A 17050-nucleotide genomic window follows, 5' to 3' on the forward strand; every position below is an offset into this window, starting at 1 on the left:
CCCGTGATCCTCGAGCCCCAACCCGCCTACCCGTCGCTTCCCGATTGCATACCTACCTGGCCGCATTGCGATCCGCAATCATCTTCGGCGTGATGAAGATCAGCAGCTCGGTCTTCTTCAGCTCTCGCGTGCGCGAGCGGAATAGCGCCCCCACATAGGGCATTTCACCCAGCACCGGCACGCGCGATTCGTCGTTGCTCTCCGTCAGCTCGAAGATCCCGCCGATCACCACCGTGCCCCCGTTGTCGACCAGCACTTCGGTCTGCACGTGCTTGGTGTTGATCGCGTAGCCGGCCGTCGTCGACTGCCCGACGGAATCCTTGTTCACATCCAGCGTCAGGATGATGTTGCCCTCGGGCGTGATCTGCGGCGTGACCTCGAGCTTGAGGTTCGCCTTCCTGAAGGCCACGGAGGTGGCGCCGCTGGAAGTGGCCACCTGGTAGGGTAGCTCGGTGCCCTGCTCGATCAGGGCCTTGGTCTGGTCCGCGGTGACGACGCGCGGGCTCGCCACGACCTTGCCCTTGCCGTCTTCCTCCAGCGCGGAGACCTCGAGGTTCAGCAGCTTGGAGAAGCTGGAGTTGTAGAGCGAAACGGCGAAGCTTCCCACCGAGGTCCCGCTCGAGCTGCTGGCCGGCAGGTTGACGAAATTGCTGGTGGAGCTGTCCGAGAAGGTGGTGGTGCCGTCGCTGCTGACCGTGGGCTGGGTGCCGACCGAACTGCGGCGGCCCTTGTACGAGCCGCCGAGCTTGACGCCCAGCGACTTGGCGAAGTTGTCCGTGGCCTCGACGATGCGGGCCTCGATCAGCACCTGGCGCACCGGTACATCCAGCTTCTGGATCAGCTCTGCGACCTGCGCCAGGCGCGAAGGGATGTCCGACACGAAGAGCTGGTTGGTGCGTGCTTCGGCGATCACGCTGCCACGCGCACTGAGGATGCGGGTGGCCGAGCCCGAACTACCACCGGCAGAGGAGCCCGTGCCCGTGAGGCCCTGCGCGATCGTGACCGCCTTGGTGTAGTTCAGCTGGAAGGATTGGGTGCGCATCGGCTCCAGGTTCTGGATCGCCGCCTGGGCCTCGAACTTGAGCTTCTCCTTGGCGTTGAGCTCGTCCTCCGGGGCAATGCGCAGCACGCTGCCGTTCTTGCGCATGCCGAGGTTCTTCGCCTCCAGGATGATGTCCAGGGCCTGGTCCCAGGGCACGTCCTTCAGGCGAAGGGTGAGCGTGCCGTTGACGGAGTCCGAGGTCACGATGTTGAAGTTGGTGAAATCGGCGATCACTTGCAGCAGGGAGCGGATCTCGATGTTCTGGAAGTTCAGCGACAGCTTCTCGCCGGTGTAGCCCACGCCCTGGGTCAGCTTGGTCGGGTCGACCTTGCGCTGGCGCACCTCGACCGCGAACTGGTTCTCGCTCTGGTAGGCGCTGTGCTCCCAGTCGCCCTTGGGCTCGATGGTCATGCGCACGCGGTCGCCGGCCTGCTGGGTCGTCACGGTCTGCACGGGGGTGCCGAAGTCCGAGACGTCGAGGCGGCGGCGCAGGCCTTCGGGCAAGGTCGACTTGGTGAATTCCACCACCAGGTTGCGGCCTTGCTGACGGATGTCGACGCCCACCTGGTTGTTGGCCAGGTCGACCACCACACGGCCGGTGTTGTCCGAGCCCAAGCGGAAATCGACGTCGCGCAGCGGTAGGGTGTCGCGGCCGCGGTTCTCCGCAAAGACCGACGCATTGGACGCCACCGGCGCCGCCCCGGCCACCGGCGCCAGCGACACCAGGAGCGACTTGCCCTGGATTTCCGTCTGGTACGCAGTTGCCTGCTTGAGGTTGAGCACCAGGCGCGTGCGCTCGCCGGCCTGTACCGCATTGATCGATCGCAGATTGCCCTGGTGGACGTCGATGGCCGAACGCGTGACGGCGCTCGCGACACCCGGGAAGTCGAGCGCAATGCGCGCCGGCGATTGGATGACGAAGCCATTCGGCACCGCGGCGAGCGGCTGCGCGAAATCGACTCGCACGACCTCGGCGCCCGACTGCATCGAGCTGGTGATCGATTCGATCGTGTTCTGCGTCTGCGCCGCAGCGGACGCAGCGCCGATCATCGCGAGCAGCAGAGATGCGGTGCGTAGGAATCGCGCAATGGGCGATGAATGTTGATTCACTTGAAGCTCGCCTTTGCAGCGGTTGTGGACAGCCAGTTCTTCTCGAAGTCGTTACTTTCTGTTCCAACTGCGGAGAAATTTCGAAGTTGTGATGTGCCCAACCGACACGCAGTGCCGGCACCACAGCGCACCGAGGTTTCTCCGATTCCTCCACATTCGCCGCCCATGATTCCGCCATGCCTCGCGCGTTCGCATCGCTGCGCGCAGGCCAAGGACCGACTGGTGGAGATTCGAAATGCCTGGCCCCCGAACAACTGCTGCGACGATCTGCGCTGCGCTGGCACTGGCGTTGGCCTGTACGGGCGGGAGCCTCGCCATGGTCCCTTCTGCATCGAGCTTCGAAGCGGTGGTGCCCGCTCGCCACGCGACGGCCCCGCCCCTCCAGGCCTGGTGGTCAGGCTTCGGGGATCCGACCCTGGACAGCCTGATCGCAGCGGCGACCGCCCCAACGCATTCGGCAGCGCCCCCGAGGCCCTTGTCGGCGACGCGCGCGGAAATCGCGGTCGCGCTCACGTACATCGCGCTCAACGTCGAGACGCTCAGCCTGAGGTACATCGAGAACGCGCGCTCTGCCGTCGCGCGGCAGTCGCAGTTGATGCAGCAGAGCAAGCCGCTGCACGACGACTTCCAGAAGCAGCTTGCGCAACGGCACGCCAACGCCGACGACGCGATCCGCAAGATCCAGGCGCAGCGCGAGAGCCACATCGCATGGCTGGCCGCACAGTGCCGGCTGTCGGAGGTAGCGTTAAGGGCCCTCGTCGCCGACACGCTGCAGGGCAAGGCGCTGCCCCGCTTCGCCTTGCCTGTTCCGAGCGAGCTACCCATGGCCTTGCTCGCCAACCGGGACGACGTGGACCTTGCGGCCTCGCTGTATGGCATCGACGCGGCGTCGGCACTGGATGGCGTCATCGCCACGACCGGCCAGTCGGACGCAGGGGAGCCGGCTCAGGCTGAAGACAGTTCGGCGGGCTACCCGCTCTATCCGCTCGTCGTGGAGCAGGCTCGCAAGGAGGTCTCCGGGGCGCTGCTCAGTCTTCAGTCGCAGAGCGACGCCACGCAGGCCGCCTATCGGCGCATGCTCGATGCAAAAGACGGCTTCGAGCTATCGAAGGCGCGTCACGACCGCGGCCAGCTGTCGGAGGTCCAACTCATGGAGGACTTCCAGGGCCTGATGCTGGCGCTGCAGCGGCTTGCCGTTGCGAACGGCGACCTGGCCGTCGCCTGGATTGCTTTCCTGGGAAGCATCGGGGGCGACACATCGATCCAATCCACTGCGGCCTGGCACCCGGAACGCGGGTAGGTTCCGCGGCAGGCCTCCAGCAAGCCGCGCGAACCCTGATCCAGACGGCGGGCCGCCTTCGAGAACGCCGCCCTTGCCCCTGCCATTTGATGCTCGAGTTCTCAGAACCTGAGAATCGCGTTTGCGCTTCGAGAAGCAGCGATCGATGATTCAGCCATCGAAAGATCAGGAGAGACAAGATGGAAATCGGTGCTTCGCTCGCCACGCTGGAGCTGTACTCGAGCGACCCGGCCGCGATGGCGGACTTTTACGGCAGGACCTTTCGCCTGCATTGCGAGCAGACGGGCGAGTCGATCGCTTGCAGTGCCGATGGCCGCCATTTGAAGGTCTTCGCGGGGCGGGCAGGCCAGTTGCGGCGGGCCGTGTTCCGGTTTCAGTCACGCAGCGATTTCGACGCACATCGAAGTCTTCTTTCAACGCGAGAGATCCAGCTTTCCGAGCTCGAGGCCGATTGCTACACCGTTGCGGATCCGGACGGCCGGTGGATCACGTTTCTGGCGCCCGAGGTGGATCGAACGGTGCCGCCGGCCCAGGGACCCTTGCGCGCACGCCTTCAGCATTTCGCATTGCGTTCGCCGACGCCGGCGAAGCTGGTCGAGTTCTTCGTGAACGGCCTGGGCTTCGTGCTTTCCGACAGCGTGTTCGACGCTGCAGGCGACCTCACCGCCGCCTTCATGAGGACCGACTCGGAGCACCACTCGCTGGCGGTCTTTCGTGCGCCCGAGGCGCGCTTCGATCATTTCTCGTGCGAGGCGCCGGACTGGCAGCAACTGCGCGACTGGGCCGATCACATGGCCCGCACCGGCACCAATCTCGCGTGGGGCATCGGCCGCCACGGGCCGGGCAACGACACCTTCCTGATGGTCCGGGACCCCGAGGGCAACATGGGCGAGATCTCGGCGGAGCTGGAAGTCTGCCAGCCCGGCCGCCCGGCGGGTGTGTGGCCGCATCGACCACAGACCTTGAACCAGTGGGGCGTGGCCATCATGCGCAGCTGAGGCCATCGCCATGCCCAAGACCAGCAAGGTCTTGCAGGTTCTCCGCCTTTTCGGCGGCAGCCGCAAGCAACTTCGGGCCACCGACATCGCATCGCTGTTCGGCGTATCGCCCGCAACCGCCTACCGCTATGTCTCCGAACTGGCAGAGGCCGGGTTCATCGAGCGCGCATCGGCCGGCCACTACGTGCTGGGCCCGACGATCGTCGAGCTGGATCGAGAGATCCGGATCAACGACCCCTTGATCGCCGCGGCGTCGGAGGTGATGCGAACGCTCTGCGAACGCAGCGGCGCCACGATCATTCTCAGCCGCCTGCACGGCAACAAGGTGGTCTGCGTGAGCGAGATGCGCGGCCGCTACGGCCCCACCACCGTGAGCTACGAGCGGGGCCGCGCGATGCCCCTCTATCGCGGTGCGACTTCGAAGGTGATCTTCGCCCACATGGCCCCCGCCGAGATCGCTGCGATCGCGCAGCGCGATGCGAGTGGGCTCCGGAAGGCGGGCGTGCCTGCGGCCCGGGGCGCGCTTGTCGACTACCTCGCCGAGATCCGGGCCCGGCCGGTCTATGCAACGGCGGGCGAAGTCGACCCGGAGGCCATGGGCTGGGCGGTCGCCCTTCATCACGGCAAGCATCTGCTGGGGAGCTTGAGCGCGATCTATTCGAAGGCGACGCCGGAGGCCGCCAGGGCAAGGATCGGCGATCAACTGGTTCGCGCAGGCTTGCGAATCGAAGGCCGCCTCGAAGCCCCCGGACACACGAGTCAAACATGAAGGAAGCGGAGACACGCATGACCGATGCCAACTCATTCGACGTGATCGTGGTCGGCGCGGGGCCGGTCGGCCTCACCTTGGCCAACCTTCTGGGCCAGTACGGCGTCAAGACGCTGGTGGTCGAGAAAATCCGCCGGCTCGAGGGCGAGCCACGCGCCGTGACCCTGGACGACGAAAGCCTCCGCACCATGCAAAGCGCGGGCCTCATCGATGCCGTGGTGCGGGATGTCGTGCTGGGCTACGGCGTGCAGTACTTCGACTGGCAGGGCAAGCCGCTCGCGTCCATCCAGCCGACGCGCCAGGAGTACGGATACCCCAAGCGCAACGCATTTCGCCAGCCCCTGCTGGTGAAGACACTGTTCGAGGGACTGGCTCGGTTCCCGAACGTCGAGGTGCGCTTCGGCCACGAGCTCGTCTCCCTGGAACAGGATGCCCACGAAGTGCGTTGCGAACTGGCGCAAGCGGGTGGCCGCAGCGTGGTGGCTGCGAGTTGGGTGGCCGCCTGCGACGGCGGACGCAGCAAGGTGCGCGAGCTGTCGAAGATCGCGCTGGACGGCGACACCTACCCCGAGCGCTGGCTCATCGTCGACCTTGCAGAACGCACGCTGGCCCTGCGCCACACGCGCACGTACTGCGACCCGCGCCGGCCGGCCATTCGGCTTCCAGGCCCGCAAGGAAGCCTGCGCTACGAGTTCATGCTTCGGGCGGGGGACCGCGACGAAGACGTCCTGAACGAGCAGACCTTCCGCCAATGGATCCGCGAGCGGGTGGCGCAGGACGCGGAGCTGCCCCTGGTGCGCAAGGCGATTTATGGATTCCATGCGCGCGTGGCGACGCGGTGGAAGGACGGGCGCGTGCTGCTGGCAGGAGACGCGGCACACCTGACGCCGCCGTTCGCCGGCCAGGGACTCAACAGCGGCATTCGAGACGCCACGAATCTCGCGTGGAAGCTCGCGGCCGTCGTCGGCTGGGGGGTGCCGGCGGGGCTTCTCGACACGTACGAGCCCGAGCGCCGCCCCCATGCCGCCGCCCTGATTCGCATGGCGCTACGCATCGGCGCGTTCATGCAGCCCAAGACCCTCCTGGGCGCCTGGCTTGCGCAATCCGCGCTTCGCCTGGCCTGCCTGGTGCCGGCCTGCCGTGACTACATCCTTCAACTGCGCTTCAAGCCCAAGCCGCAGCTGCAGCAGGGCGCGTTCCATCCGACGGCCTCGCATCCCCACTCCGAACTGCTCCCGCAGCCGGACGTCGAGCTGCCAACGGGAGAAGTCGTGCGCCTGGACAGCGTGCTCGGCGAAGGCTTTGCCGTGCTCGGCTGGGACACGCCCGCGTTCCGCGAACGGGCGGCCTCGCTTCTGCCGAACGGAGCGCCAGGCCGGATCGTCGCGCTGCTGCGTTCCGACGAAGACTTCCTGCCCACGCCGATCGACGCCGCGATCGTGGCCGTGCGCGATCGCAGCTGCGCGCTGGAGAAGACGCTGGCCGACCACGATGCCGTCGCGATGGTCGTCCGGCCCGATCGCTACTGGTCGCGCCTGATCGACCACAGCGCCCTTGCTTCCCCTGCCAAGCCATCCAACCAAGGAGACAACCATGTTCAAGCCCAGCAAGCACTGGCGTGAAGGCGCCCGTATCGCGGCATTCGCAGCCGGCCTGGCGCTGACAGCCGGCGGCGCCGGCGCCCAGCCCGCATTCCCCACGAAGACCGTGAGGCTGATCACGCCCTTCGCTGCGGGCAGCGGCCCGGACGTGGCCTTGCGGGTGGTGGCCGAGCGCCTTGCCAGAAAGTGGGGGCAGTCGGTCATCGTGGACAACCGACCGGGTGGCAACGGCTTTATCGCCATCGCGGCGCTTCGACAGGCGTCCCCGGATGGACACGACCTGATCCAGCTGGACAGCAACCATGTGACGACGCATCCCCACACGTTCACGAAGCTGCCATACGACGCACAGAAGGACCTGGAACCCGTGCGCCCGCTTTTCCGCAACCACTTCTTCGTCGTCGTTGCCAAGGACAGTCCCTACAGGTCGTTCGACGACATCGTCGCTGCCGCACGCGGCAAGCCGGGCCGGGTGACCTACGGCTCCTGGTCCAACGGAAGTCCCGGCCACCTCGGCGCACTGCGTCTGCAGAAGCTGCAAGGCATCGAGATGATGCACGTGCCGTACAAGGAGATGAACCAGCTCTACACCGCGGTTGCCACGAAAGAAGTGGACTGGGCGCTGGGCAGTGCGGCGAGTGCCGGCGCGCTGGAAAAGGCCGCCAAGGTCCGGTTCATCGCCACTGCCGGTCCGACCCGCTCGAAGGGCTACCCGGAGGTTCCTTCGGTCGATGAGAAGCCAGTTACCAAGGGCTACGAAGTGGCCGCCTGGACCGGCCTGTTCGCGCCCAAGGGGACGCCCAAGGCACTACGGGAAAAGATCAGCGCGGACCTCAAGGAGGCGCTGAATGCGCCCGAGGTGCGCGAGCGTTATCGCGGCTTCGACTACCAAGCCTTCGATGCCGTTCCGGATGCCTTTGCGCACCTCATCCGGCATGAAAGCAAGGGTTGGGAAGACATCATCAAGTCCGCCCATCTCAAACTCGACTAAGGAAAAGACATGAAGTTCATCAGCTACCGGGTGGGCGCAGAGGCATCGTATGGAATGTTGCGCGGCGCATCCGACGTCATCGATCTTCGCAAGCGGCTGGGCCCGCAGGCCAGCACCCTGAAGGCACTGCTCGAGACCGGGGAGGCCACGGCCCTGGCATCGACCCATGCGTCGGCGGATGCCGACCATGCGTTGGCCGATCTGCGACTCCTGCCGCCGATCGTCGATCCGAAGACGATCGCCTGCGTCGGTCACAACTACGAAGCGCATCGCGTCGAGACCCAGCGCGATCCGACGGCGCATCCGTCGATCTTCCTGCGCGGCAGCGAGTCGCTGCAGGCGGCTGGCGAGCCGCTGCTGATGCCTCGCGAATCGACGCAGCTCGATTACGAGGGCGAGCTGGCCATCGTCATCGGCAAGAGGGGCCGCCGCATCTCCGAGGCCGATGCCTGGGACCATGTCTTCGGCGTGAGCTGCTTCAACGACGGGAGCGTGCGCGACTGGCAGCATCACACGCGCCAGTTCATCCCCGGCAAGAACTTTCCGGAGACCGGCGGATTCGGCCCGTTCCTGGTGACCCTCGACGAGCTCCCCGCAGACCGTACGCTCGACTTGAGTACGCGCGTGAATGGCCAGCAAGTGCAGCATGCGCGAACCGACCAGATGATCTTCCCCATCCCTGTGCTGGTGAACTACATCTCGACCTTCGTCACGCTGTTGCCCGGCGATGTCATCGTCACGGGAACGCCCGGAGGCGTGGGCGTGAAGCGGTCGCCTCCCCTGTGGCTCAAGCCCGGGGACAAGGTCGAGGTGGAGATATCTTCGGTGGGGCTGCTGGAGAACGGCGTGGCACTGGAGGCACTCGATCGGAGGTCTGCCGACATCAAGAAAGCTGATGCTGATGTAAAGCCAGCGCGATGAACAACCGGAAGCCTTGCGGTGGCCGCACGATGGCCACATCCAGGTGCACCGCATGAGTCCCGTCCCGCCTTTCATCCTCGTTCCCCGCAAGGGCCCACTCATCGTGTCGATCCCGCATCTGGGCCGGCACATTCCGGATGAACTGGGCGACATCTACACACCCGAAGCCAGGCTGGTGGAAGACACCGACTGGCACCTCGACGAGCTCTACGCCTTCGCCGCGGACCTCGACGCCACGGTCATCGCAGGAACGGTGTCCCGCTATGTGATCGATCTCAATCGGCCGGCCAGCGGCGAATCCCTGTACCCGGGCATGATCACGACCTCGTTGTGCCCGATCGAGACCTTCCGCGGCACGCCGATCTACAAGCCGGATTCCGAACCGTCGGCGGCAGAGATCGCGAAGCGCGTGGAAGGCTACTGGAAGCCCTACCACGCTGCGCTCAAGTCCCAGATCGTGCGTCTGCGGGGCGATCACGCGAACATCCTCCTCTGGGAGGCCCACTCCATCGCCAGCGTGCTGCCCCGGCTCTTCTCGGGCAAGCTGCCCGATCTCAATTTCGGCACCTCGGACGGCGAGAGCTGCAGCGAATCGGTCATTGCCGGCGCAGTGGACGCGGTCCGCGGCTCTCCCTGGTCGTGGGTCGTGAACGGCCGCTTCAAGGGCGGATTCATCACCCGCCGTTACGGCGAGCCGGCGGCCGGCGTGCACGCCGTGCAGCTCGAAATGTGCCAGTCCCTGTACATGGAGGAAGACCACCCCTTCGGCTGGCGCGCGGACCGAGCGGCGGCCGTCATGCCGGCGGTCCGGGCAGCGGTCCAGGGCGCGCTGAACGGCCTCCCGCGCACGGCCGCCAAGCCACCCGCAGATATACTTTCCGGCTGAACAACCCGTCCATGAACCTGACAGACGAGCAGTCCCTTCCGGACTGGGAGTTGCTGGCGAGTTGGGTTGCCGTCATCGAGGCCGGGAGCGTCTCGGAAGCGGCACGTTTGCTGCGCATCTCCCAGGCCGCCGTTTCCCAGCGCGTCAAGCAGCTGGAAACGATCTTCGCCACCCCGCTGCTCGACCGCTCGACGCGCCCCGCGCAACCCACCGCAGCCGGCCAGCGTCTCTTCGAGAATTCCAAGGACCTGCTGACGCGCGCCGACCAGATGATGGAGAGCGTGCGCAACGTGAGCCGCGCCAAGCGCATGGTGGTGCGCTTCGGCTGCGTGGATTCCTTCGCGGCGACCATTGGCCCGCTGATGATCAAGGCGCTCTCCAGCTCATCGCACCAGATCCGGCTGTGGTCGGGCATCACGCCCACGCTCGAGGGCTTGATCGAAAGCCGCCAACTGGACCTGGCGGTGACCACCAGCGTGACCGCACTGCCGAGCATTTCGCGGGCCCAGCTCTTCACTGAGCGCTACTACGCGGTGCTGCCCGCCACCTTCGAAGTGAACCGCCTGGGGTCGCTGCTCGACCTGAGCCGGCATCTCCAGTTCATCCGCTACAGCGCGCGGTCCTTCATCGGCCAGCAGATCGACGAGTACCTTCAACGTGCCGGCGATGCGCTGGAGCGCACCTGCGAATTCGACGCGACCGACCCGCTGCTGAGCCTGGTGGCCAGCGGCATGGGCTTCGCGCTGACCACGCCCCTTTGCATCTGGCAGTCGCGCCAGTTCCTGCCCGACATCCGGATCGTGCCCTTGTCGGCCTTCACGCGCCAGGGCCGGCCCTACCCGGAGATGACACGGACGTTCCATCTGGCCTACCGGCAGGGCGAGCTGGGCACCTTGCCGAACGAGGTGCGCGATCTGGTGCGCATCGCCGTGCGAAGACACCTCTCCAGCGAGATCAGCGCGCAGCTGCACCTCGAGAAGGACGTGCTGTGGACGCCTTCGGACGCGGACTAGCGCCGCCTTGCTGATCCTTAGGATAAGCGCGGGTGAAAGAAGGTCCGCAGGCCCTGCGCAGGGACAGAATGGACTCATCAGGTCACTTCACTCCCGACATCCATGAACGCCATCCCGCAGTTTCCACGCCCGGTCAATGAGCCGGAGTTCAACTACCAGGCCGAGCCCGAGGGCCGCGCGGTGCTGGAGAGTCACCTGCGCAGCACCGATGTGGTGGACATCCCCGCCGTGATCGGCGGCGAAAAGATCTATTCCGGCGACGTGGAGGAAGTGCGGGCGCCGCACGACACCCGCCGGCTCCTGGCCCGCATCCATCGGCCGAACGAGCAGCAGGTGCGCGGCGCCATTCAGAATTCGCTGGCCGCTGCGCGCGAGTGGACCGCCCTGCCCTTCGACAAGCGCGCCTCGGTGTTCCTGCGCGCCGCCGAGATCGTGGCCCAGCTTCGCCGCCACGAAATCACGGCCGCCACCATGCTGGGGCAGAGCAAGACGCTGGATCAGGCCGAACCCGATGCGGCCGGCGAGCTGATCGACTTCATGCGCTTCAACGTGTACGAGGCGCAGCAGATTCATGCCCAGCAGCCGCTCACCGTGCAAGGCGCGATGAATCGCACGGACTGGCGACCGCTGGAGGGCTTCGTCTACGCCGTCAGCCCGTTCAACTTCACGGCCATCGGCGCCAACCTGGCCTGCGGGCCGGCCCTGATGGGCAACGTGTGCCTGTGGAAGCCTTCGCAGAAATCGGCGCTCGCCAACTACCGCTTCTTCGAGATCCTGGAGCAGGCAGGGCTGCCGCCGGGCGTGATCAACTTCATCCCTGCCGATCCCGCCATGGCCACGCGCGTCGCCCTCGACTCGCCCGACTTCGCAGGCCTGCACTTCACCGGGTCGTCGCAGATCTTCAAGTCGCTGTGGCGCTCGATCGGCGAGAACGTCGACCGCTACCGCGGCCTGCCCCGCATCGTGGGTGAAACCGGCGGCAAGGACTTCGTGCTCGCTCACCCTTCGGCCGACGCCGACGCCGTGACCACGGCGCTGATCCGCGGTGCCTTCGAGTACCAGGGCCAGAAGTGCAGCGCGGCCTCGCGGGCCTACGTTCCGAGGAGCCTGTGGCCCGCGGTGAAGTCCGCGCTGCAGGAACAGCTTCCGCAGCTGCGGGTGGGTGACGTCGCGCAGCGCGAGACCTTCATGGGCGCCGTGATCGACGGTGTTTCGCATGGCCGCCTGAACGCGCGCATCCAGGCGGCGCGGGACGACGGCCAGGCGGCGAGCATCGTCTCCGGCGGCCGCACGTGGACGGAGCCCGGCTGGTTCGTGGAACCGACGGTGATCGAGGTGACCGACCCGCGCCACGCGCTGATGCGCGATGAACTCTTCGGCCCCGTGCTCACGGTCTTCGTCTACGAGGACAAGGCGTGGGAGGACACGCTGAAGCTGGTCGACGACACCAGCGCCTACGCGCTCACCGGCTCGATCTTCTGCGTCGACCGCCAGGCCTTGATGCAGGCTGAAACGGCACTGGCGAATGCCGCCGGCAACCTGTACATCAACACCAAGCCCACCGGTGCCGTCGTTGGCCAGCAGCCCTTCGGCGGCTCCCGCGCCAGCGGCACCAACGACAAGGCCGGCTCCTGGATGAACCTGCTGCGCTGGACCTCGCCGCGGGTGATCAAGGAGTCCTACCTGCCCCAGGGCCGCTGGCAATTCACGGGTAACTGAGCGCGTGTTCTCGCGAAGCGGCCTGGCCCGTGTGCTGGACCCGCGGCTGTCAGGCGGCCGCGAGCTCAGTCCTGGCGCACGCGCGCTGCTTTGGATGGCGGCCTCCGGCGCGCTCTTCAGTCTGCTGAACGCGCTGCTGCGCGGCATGTCGCTGCGCATGAGTCCCTTCCAGACGCTCACGCTGGTCTACGCCAGCACGCTGGTGCTGATACTGCCGCTCGCGCTGCGCAGCGGCGCGGCGCGCTTTCGGCCCCGCCAGCCCGGCGGCCTGCTGGTGCGCGGTGTGGTGCACTGGGTGGGCATGTGCCTGTGGCTGGTGGCGGTGTCGGGGATCACGCTCGCCGAGACCACCGCGATCGGCTTCACCACGCCGCTGTTCATCATGGTCGGTGCCGCACTGCTGCTGAAGGAACCATTCCGATGGGAACGGGCCGTCGCGACGGTGGCAGGCTTCGGCGGCGTCCTGGTGGTGGTCAGCCCCCGGCTGACGAGCGTCGGGGGCGGACACTCCCTCATGATGCTGGGTTCGGCCGCCGTGTTCGCGGCCTCCTTTCTCCTGAGCAAGCGGCTCACGCGGCACGATGCGCCGCTGGTGATCGTCCTCTGGCAATCGGTCATCGTGACGCTTTTCAGCCTGCCGCTCGCCTGGGCGTACTGGAGCTCGCCGACGGCGGGAGACCTCTGGACGGCGCTGCTCTGCGGCCTGCTCACCGCTATCGGCAACTATTGCCTGACCCGCGCTTTCGTCACCGCGGATATCTCGGCATCGCAACCTGCCAAGTTCCTCGATCTGGTCTGGGCCTGCCTGCTCGGCTGGTTGATGTTCGGGGATCTTCCTGATGGCGCCACCCTGGCCGGCGGCTTCGTGATCCTCATCGCCACCATGTGGGTGGCGCGACGCGAAGCCGGTCGCTGAGTCAGAGCTTCGCCAGGCGCTCGCGCCAAGTCGCGCGCAGCGCCTCGCGGCCCAGCGCTGCGACCCGTGGCCGGCCCAGCAGGCGCAGCGTGATCTCGAGCTCCCGCCGCAGGATCGCCAGCACCGCGTCGACGCCCCGCTCACCGTCGACCGCCAGGCCGTAGAGAGGCGCCCGTCCCAACAGGACGGCGTCTGCACCGAGCGCCACGGCCTTGGCGATGTCGCTGCCGCGCCGAACACCGCCATCGATCAGCAGCGCCATGCGGCCATGCAGCGCATCGGTCACTTCCGGCAGCAACTCCATTGCGCTGGGAACGTCCTCCAGCTGCCGGCCTCCGTGGTTGGAGAGCACCACGCCGTCCGCGCCATGCGCGTGGGCCCGCCTCGCATCCGCCAGGCTGCAGACGCCCTTCACGAGCACCGGACCGTTCCAGTGCCTGCGCACCCAGGCGAGGTCGGCCCAGGTCAGCTTCATGTTCATCTGCTGGTTCATGGCGGCCGCCTGGACGTCGAGATCGGGCTGCGCGTCGGCGCAGGCGGCCAGGTTCACCATCTGCGGCATGCCATGCCTGCCGGTCTGCAGGCACCAGCGCGGATGCGACAGCACGTCCCAGAGCAGCTGCGGCGTCCAGCGCAGCGGCAGCATGAAGCCGTTGCGGCGGTAATGGTCGCGAGTGCCGGCCACGGGCGTGTCCACCGTCAGCAGCAAGGCCGAGAAGCCGAGCTCCCTGGCCTGCGCCATCAGGCGCTGCGCGATCCGGCGGTCGTTCTGCACATAGAGCTGCAGCCACAAGGGCCCGTCGGTGGCGGCGCGGACGCTCGCGATCGCCGACGTCGAAGCCGTCGACAGGACGAAGGGCACGCCCGCGCGACCGGCGGCCGCCGCGAGCATCTCCTCGGCGCGATGGCGGTACAGCCCGTTCAGTCCCGTGGGGCCCACGGCAAGGGGCATCGCGAGCGGCTCGCCGAGCACCGAAGCGCGCGTGTCCACCTGCGCCACGTCGACCAGCGCCTGCGGTTCGAGGTCGATTCGCTGGAAGGCCAGCGTGTTGCGCGCCAGCGTGCGCCCATCCTCGGCGCCGCCTTCGAGGTAGTCGAAGGCGAAGCGCGGCAGGATGGCACGTGCCGCTGCCCGGTAGTCGCCGACGGCCGCCAGGGGGAGCCGCACCGCTATTGCGCGCGAGGCGGCAGCACCCGGCCGGGGTTCATGATGCCGCGCGGGTCGAGCAGCTGCTTCACCTGCTGCATGAGGTCCAGCTCGACCGGATCCTTGTACCGCCGCATCTCGTCCAGGTGCAGGCTGCCGATGCCATGCTCCGCGCTGAAGGTGCCGCCCATGGCGATCGCGATGTCGTAGAGCGCATGCGCCAGGCGCAGCTGGCAGGCGGGCTTGTCGGCGGTGTTGCGCCAGGCCTCGTGCGTCAGCATGCCGATGTAGTGCAGGTTGCCGTCGCCGATGTGGCCGACCACCACCACTTCGACGCCGGGAAAGTCGCGTTGAAGCATCGCCCCGGCCCGCTCGATGAAGTCGGGAATCCGGTACACGGGCACGGCGATGTCGTGGGTGAGCCCCATGCCCTCGCGCTTGTTGGCCTCCGTCACGCTGTGGCGCAGATGCCAGAGCTTTTCGCGCTGCTTCTCGTTGGCGGCGACGACCGCATCGAGCACGATGCCCTCGGTCATCGCGTCTTCCACGCAGGCATTCAGTTGCTCCGTCAAGGCGGCCGGCGGCGCCGAGGACGTCAACTCCACGAGGAGTTGCCATTGCCCTTTCTCGCCCAGCGGGCAATGGCTGCCGGGAATGTGCCGCAGCACGATCTCGAGCTCGGACCGGGACATCATCTCCAGCGCGACCAGCTCGCCCGGAAACTGCTTCTGCAGCTTCTCCCCCAGTGCCACGGCCTGCTCCACGTCATTGAGCGCGAAGAACGAGGTCAGCGTGGTCGGCGCCAGCGGGAACAGCTTGAGGGCCGCGGCCGTGACGACGGCCAAGGTGCCTTCGGAGCCGATGAACAGGTTCTTGAGGTCGTAGCCGCTGTTGTCCTTGCGCAAGGTGCGCAGCCCGTTCCAGATGCGGCCGTCGGGCAGCACCGCCTCGAGCCCGAGCACCAGGTCGCGCGTGTTGCCGTAGCGGACCACCGAGGTGCCGCCGGCATTCGTGGCGATGTTGCCGCCGATCTGGCACGAGCCTTCAGCGCCCAGGCTGAGCGGAAAGTAGCGCTCCGCCGCCCGGGCCGCCTCTTGCACCGCAGCCAGGACGCAGCCGGCCTCGACGATCATCGAGTTGTTGCGCGCGTTGACGTCGCGCACCCGGTTCATGCGCTCCAGGCTCAGGACGATCCCGCGTCCATCTTCCGAGGGGACGGATCCGCCGCACACGCTGGTGTTGCCGCCCTGGGGAAACACGGGAACACCGAGTTCGCCGCAAAGGCGCAGCACGGAGGCCACTTCCTGCGTGGTCTTCGGCATGACCACGCAGCGCGCGGTACCCCGATGCCGGTCGCGCCAGTCGCTCAGGTAGCGGGCCTGGTCGGTGCCTGACGTGAGCACGGCGCCGGCGCCCAGCATCTCGGTCAGCCGGGCCGTAACTTGGTCTTCCATGCGTGCGTCTCAGTTCAGGACGATTGAATTGGATGGGCTCCACGCGAGCCGCACCTTCTCGCCCGGCTGGATCGCCGCGTCGTTGCGCGCCGAGATGCGGGTGGCCAGCAGGCGCTCCGCGCCCGCCACCGCCTCGACGCGCGTGCGCCCGCCCACGAAGGAGAGTCCGGCCACCGTGGCCTCGACCACGTTGTCGTCGCTCGCGGCCTCGCCGGGATGCAGCAGGCGGACGTTCTCCGGCCGGACCAGCACCTCGACCTGCGCGCCCGGATGCGCATGGCGGCTTTGCACCCGCAGCAGCGTGCCGGCCTTCGTCTTCAGCACACCGGCTTCCAGCAGGGTGCCCGCCAGGATGTTCGACTCGCCGACGAAATCGGCCACGAAGCGATTGGCCGGATCGAAATAGAGCTCCGACGGTGTCCCGAGCTGCTCGATGCGGCCCTGGTTCATCAGGCACACCTTGTCGGACAGGTTCAGCGCCTCCTCCTGGTCGTGCGTCACGTAGATCAGGGTCGTGCCGATGTCCCGGTGAAGGCTCTTGATCTCGCCCTGCAGCTGGTCGCGCAGCTTCTTGTCCAGCGCACCCAGCGGTTCGTCCATCAGGATGATGGACGGCGAGTACACCAGGCAGCGCGCAATCGACACGCGCTGCTGCTGGCCGCCCGAAAGCTCCTTGGGCTTGCGCTGCGCGAAGCCCGACAGGCCCACCTTCTCCAGCGTCGCCATCACCTGCGTGCGGATCGCATCGGCCTTCCAATTGCGGATCTTCAGCGGAAAGGCGACGTTCTCGTAAACGCTCATGTGGGGCATGAGCGCGTAGTTCTGGAACACCATCCCGAGGCCACGCTCGCGCGGCGGCTTCTGCGTGACGTCCTCGCCATCCAGGAACACGCGGCCGGAGCTCGGAGGGGTCGAGCCGGCGATGATGTTCAGGATCGTGCTCTTGCCCGAGCCGCTGGGGCCCAGCAGGGTGAGGAACTCGCCGCGCCGCACGTTGAGCTCGGTCGGCTGCAGCACCGTGGTGCCGCCGTAGGCCTTGCTGACCCCTTCGAAACGAACAGCGATGTCGCCGGCCTTGCTCATCTTGCTCAGCACCTCGAGTTCGTGGATGTCGCGCGGGGCGCCGGCCTGGGAAGGCACCGCCGGGGCCGCTTCGAAAAGAATGGTTCCTGCCTGGGACATG

Annotated in this window: 14 protein-coding genes; 10 read left to right on the plus strand and 4 right to left on the minus strand. The window is 67.1% G+C overall.

The window, feature by feature from the left end:
* Positions 1-52: 52 nt before the first annotated feature.
* Complete coding sequence (locus GXN78_RS36920; RefSeq protein ID WP_106556304.1) at positions 53-2152, minus strand: type IV pilus secretin PilQ; 2100 nt, start codon at positions 2150-2152, stop codon at positions 53-55.
* A gap of 316 nt (positions 2153-2468) precedes the next feature.
* Between GXN78_RS36920 and GXN78_RS36925 the strand changes: the two genes are divergently transcribed.
* The 10 genes from GXN78_RS36925 (at position 2469) to GXN78_RS36970 (ending at position 13266) form a co-directional block, all read left to right on the plus strand.
* Positions 2469-3452 carry a hypothetical protein gene (locus tag GXN78_RS36925; protein WP_146163027.1) on the plus strand — a complete coding sequence of 328 codons (984 nt, stop codon included), beginning with the start codon at positions 2469-2471 and terminating at the stop codon, positions 3450-3452.
* A gap of 179 nt (positions 3453-3631) precedes the next feature.
* A complete protein-coding gene (locus tag GXN78_RS36930) occupies positions 3632-4450 on the plus strand; it encodes a VOC family protein (protein ID WP_106556306.1) in 819 nt (272 codons plus the stop codon).
* Between the two features lie 10 nt (positions 4451-4460).
* On the plus strand, positions 4461-5219 hold the full coding sequence (locus GXN78_RS36935; protein WP_106556307.1) for a helix-turn-helix domain-containing protein: 759 nt from the start codon (positions 4461-4463) through the stop codon (positions 5217-5219).
* Positions 5220-5236: 17 nt separating this feature from the next.
* Positions 5237-6841 (plus strand): bifunctional 3-(3-hydroxy-phenyl)propionate/3-hydroxycinnamic acid hydroxylase, encoded by a 1605-nt coding sequence (locus GXN78_RS36940; RefSeq protein WP_164256271.1) that lies wholly within the window; start codon positions 5237-5239, stop codon positions 6839-6841.
* Positions 6813-7811 carry a tripartite tricarboxylate transporter substrate binding protein gene (locus GXN78_RS36945; RefSeq protein ID WP_106556309.1) on the plus strand — a complete coding sequence of 333 codons (999 nt, stop codon included), beginning with the start codon at positions 6813-6815 and terminating at the stop codon, positions 7809-7811. Before GXN78_RS36940 ends, GXN78_RS36945 begins: the two co-directional genes overlap by 29 nt.
* Positions 7812-7820: 9 nt before the next feature.
* Positions 7821-8732: a fumarylacetoacetate hydrolase family protein gene (locus tag GXN78_RS36950; RefSeq protein WP_106556310.1), complete on the plus strand. Its 912-nt coding sequence runs from the start codon at positions 7821-7823 to the stop codon at positions 8730-8732.
* 52 nt (positions 8733-8784) lie between these two features.
* Positions 8785-9618, plus strand: coding sequence for an N-formylglutamate deformylase (gene hutG / locus GXN78_RS36955; protein ID WP_106556331.1), 834 nt, complete (start codon positions 8785-8787; stop codon positions 9616-9618).
* Positions 9619-9629: 11 nt separating this feature from the next.
* Positions 9630-10631 carry a LysR family transcriptional regulator gene (locus tag GXN78_RS36960; RefSeq protein ID WP_106556311.1) on the plus strand — a complete coding sequence of 334 codons (1002 nt, stop codon included), beginning with the start codon at positions 9630-9632 and terminating at the stop codon, positions 10629-10631.
* A gap of 102 nt (positions 10632-10733) precedes the next feature.
* Entirely contained in the window at positions 10734-12350 is a 1617-nt protein-coding gene (pruA, locus tag GXN78_RS36965) for an L-glutamate gamma-semialdehyde dehydrogenase (protein WP_106556312.1), read from the plus strand.
* A gap of 94 nt (positions 12351-12444) precedes the next feature.
* The gene (locus GXN78_RS36970) at positions 12445-13266 is read left to right on the plus strand and encodes a DMT family transporter (RefSeq protein ID WP_106556332.1); all 822 of its coding nucleotides are present in this window, start codon (positions 12445-12447) and stop codon (positions 13264-13266) included.
* A gap of 1 nt (position 13267) precedes the next feature.
* Here the strand turns inward: GXN78_RS36970 and GXN78_RS36975 are convergent, their stop codons facing one another.
* From GXN78_RS36975 to GXN78_RS36985, 3 genes are read right to left on the minus strand one after another with little or no spacing between them, the layout of a single operon-like run.
* The gene (locus GXN78_RS36975) at positions 13268-14434 is read right to left on the minus strand and encodes an alpha-hydroxy acid oxidase (RefSeq protein WP_164256273.1); all 1167 of its coding nucleotides are present in this window, start codon (positions 14432-14434) and stop codon (positions 13268-13270) included.
* 2 nt (positions 14435-14436) lie between these two features.
* On the minus strand, positions 14437-15867 hold the full coding sequence (locus GXN78_RS36980) for an FAD-binding oxidoreductase (protein ID WP_106556313.1): 1431 nt from the start codon (positions 15865-15867) through the stop codon (positions 14437-14439).
* 9 nt (positions 15868-15876) lie between these two features.
* Entirely contained in the window at positions 15877-17049 is a 1173-nt protein-coding gene (locus tag GXN78_RS36985; RefSeq protein ID WP_258186980.1) for an ABC transporter ATP-binding protein, read from the minus strand.
* Between the last annotated feature and the right edge of the window lies 1 nt (position 17050).

This window comes from Variovorax sp. WS11 (genome assembly GCF_010499245.1).
GTDB lineage: Bacteria > Pseudomonadota > Gammaproteobacteria > Burkholderiales > Burkholderiaceae_C > Variovorax.

Bases quoted from the DNA above. Each gene is read 5' to 3' on its own strand.
- GXN78_RS36925 (WP_146163027.1), top strand. From the start codon at position 2,469: ATGGTCCCTTCTGCATCGAGCTTCGAAGCGGTGGTGCCCGCTCGCCAC.
- GXN78_RS36930 (WP_106556306.1), top strand. From the start codon at position 3,632: ATGGAAATCGGTGCTTCGCTCGCCACGCTGGAGCTGTACTCGAGCGAC.
- GXN78_RS36935 (WP_106556307.1), top strand. From the start codon at position 4,461: ATGCCCAAGACCAGCAAGGTCTTGCAGGTTCTCCGCCTTTTCGGCGGC.
- GXN78_RS36940 (WP_164256271.1), top strand. From the start codon at position 5,237: ATGACCGATGCCAACTCATTCGACGTGATCGTGGTCGGCGCGGGGCCG.
- GXN78_RS36945 (WP_106556309.1), top strand. From the start codon at position 6,813: ATGTTCAAGCCCAGCAAGCACTGGCGTGAAGGCGCCCGTATCGCGGCA.
- GXN78_RS36950 (WP_106556310.1), top strand. From the start codon at position 7,821: ATGAAGTTCATCAGCTACCGGGTGGGCGCAGAGGCATCGTATGGAATG.
- hutG (WP_106556331.1), top strand. From the start codon at position 8,785: ATGAGTCCCGTCCCGCCTTTCATCCTCGTTCCCCGCAAGGGCCCACTC.
- GXN78_RS36960 (WP_106556311.1), top strand. From the start codon at position 9,630: ATGAACCTGACAGACGAGCAGTCCCTTCCGGACTGGGAGTTGCTGGCG.
- pruA (WP_106556312.1), top strand. From the start codon at position 10,734: ATGAACGCCATCCCGCAGTTTCCACGCCCGGTCAATGAGCCGGAGTTC.
- GXN78_RS36970 (WP_106556332.1), top strand. From the start codon at position 12,445: ATGGCGGCCTCCGGCGCGCTCTTCAGTCTGCTGAACGCGCTGCTGCGC.
- GXN78_RS36980 (WP_106556313.1), bottom strand. From the start codon at position 15,867: ATGGAAGACCAAGTTACGGCCCGGCTGACCGAGATGCTGGGCGCCGGC.
- GXN78_RS36985 (WP_258186980.1), bottom strand. From the start codon at position 17,049: ATGTCCCAGGCAGGAACCATTCTTTTCGAAGCGGCCCCGGCGGTGCCT.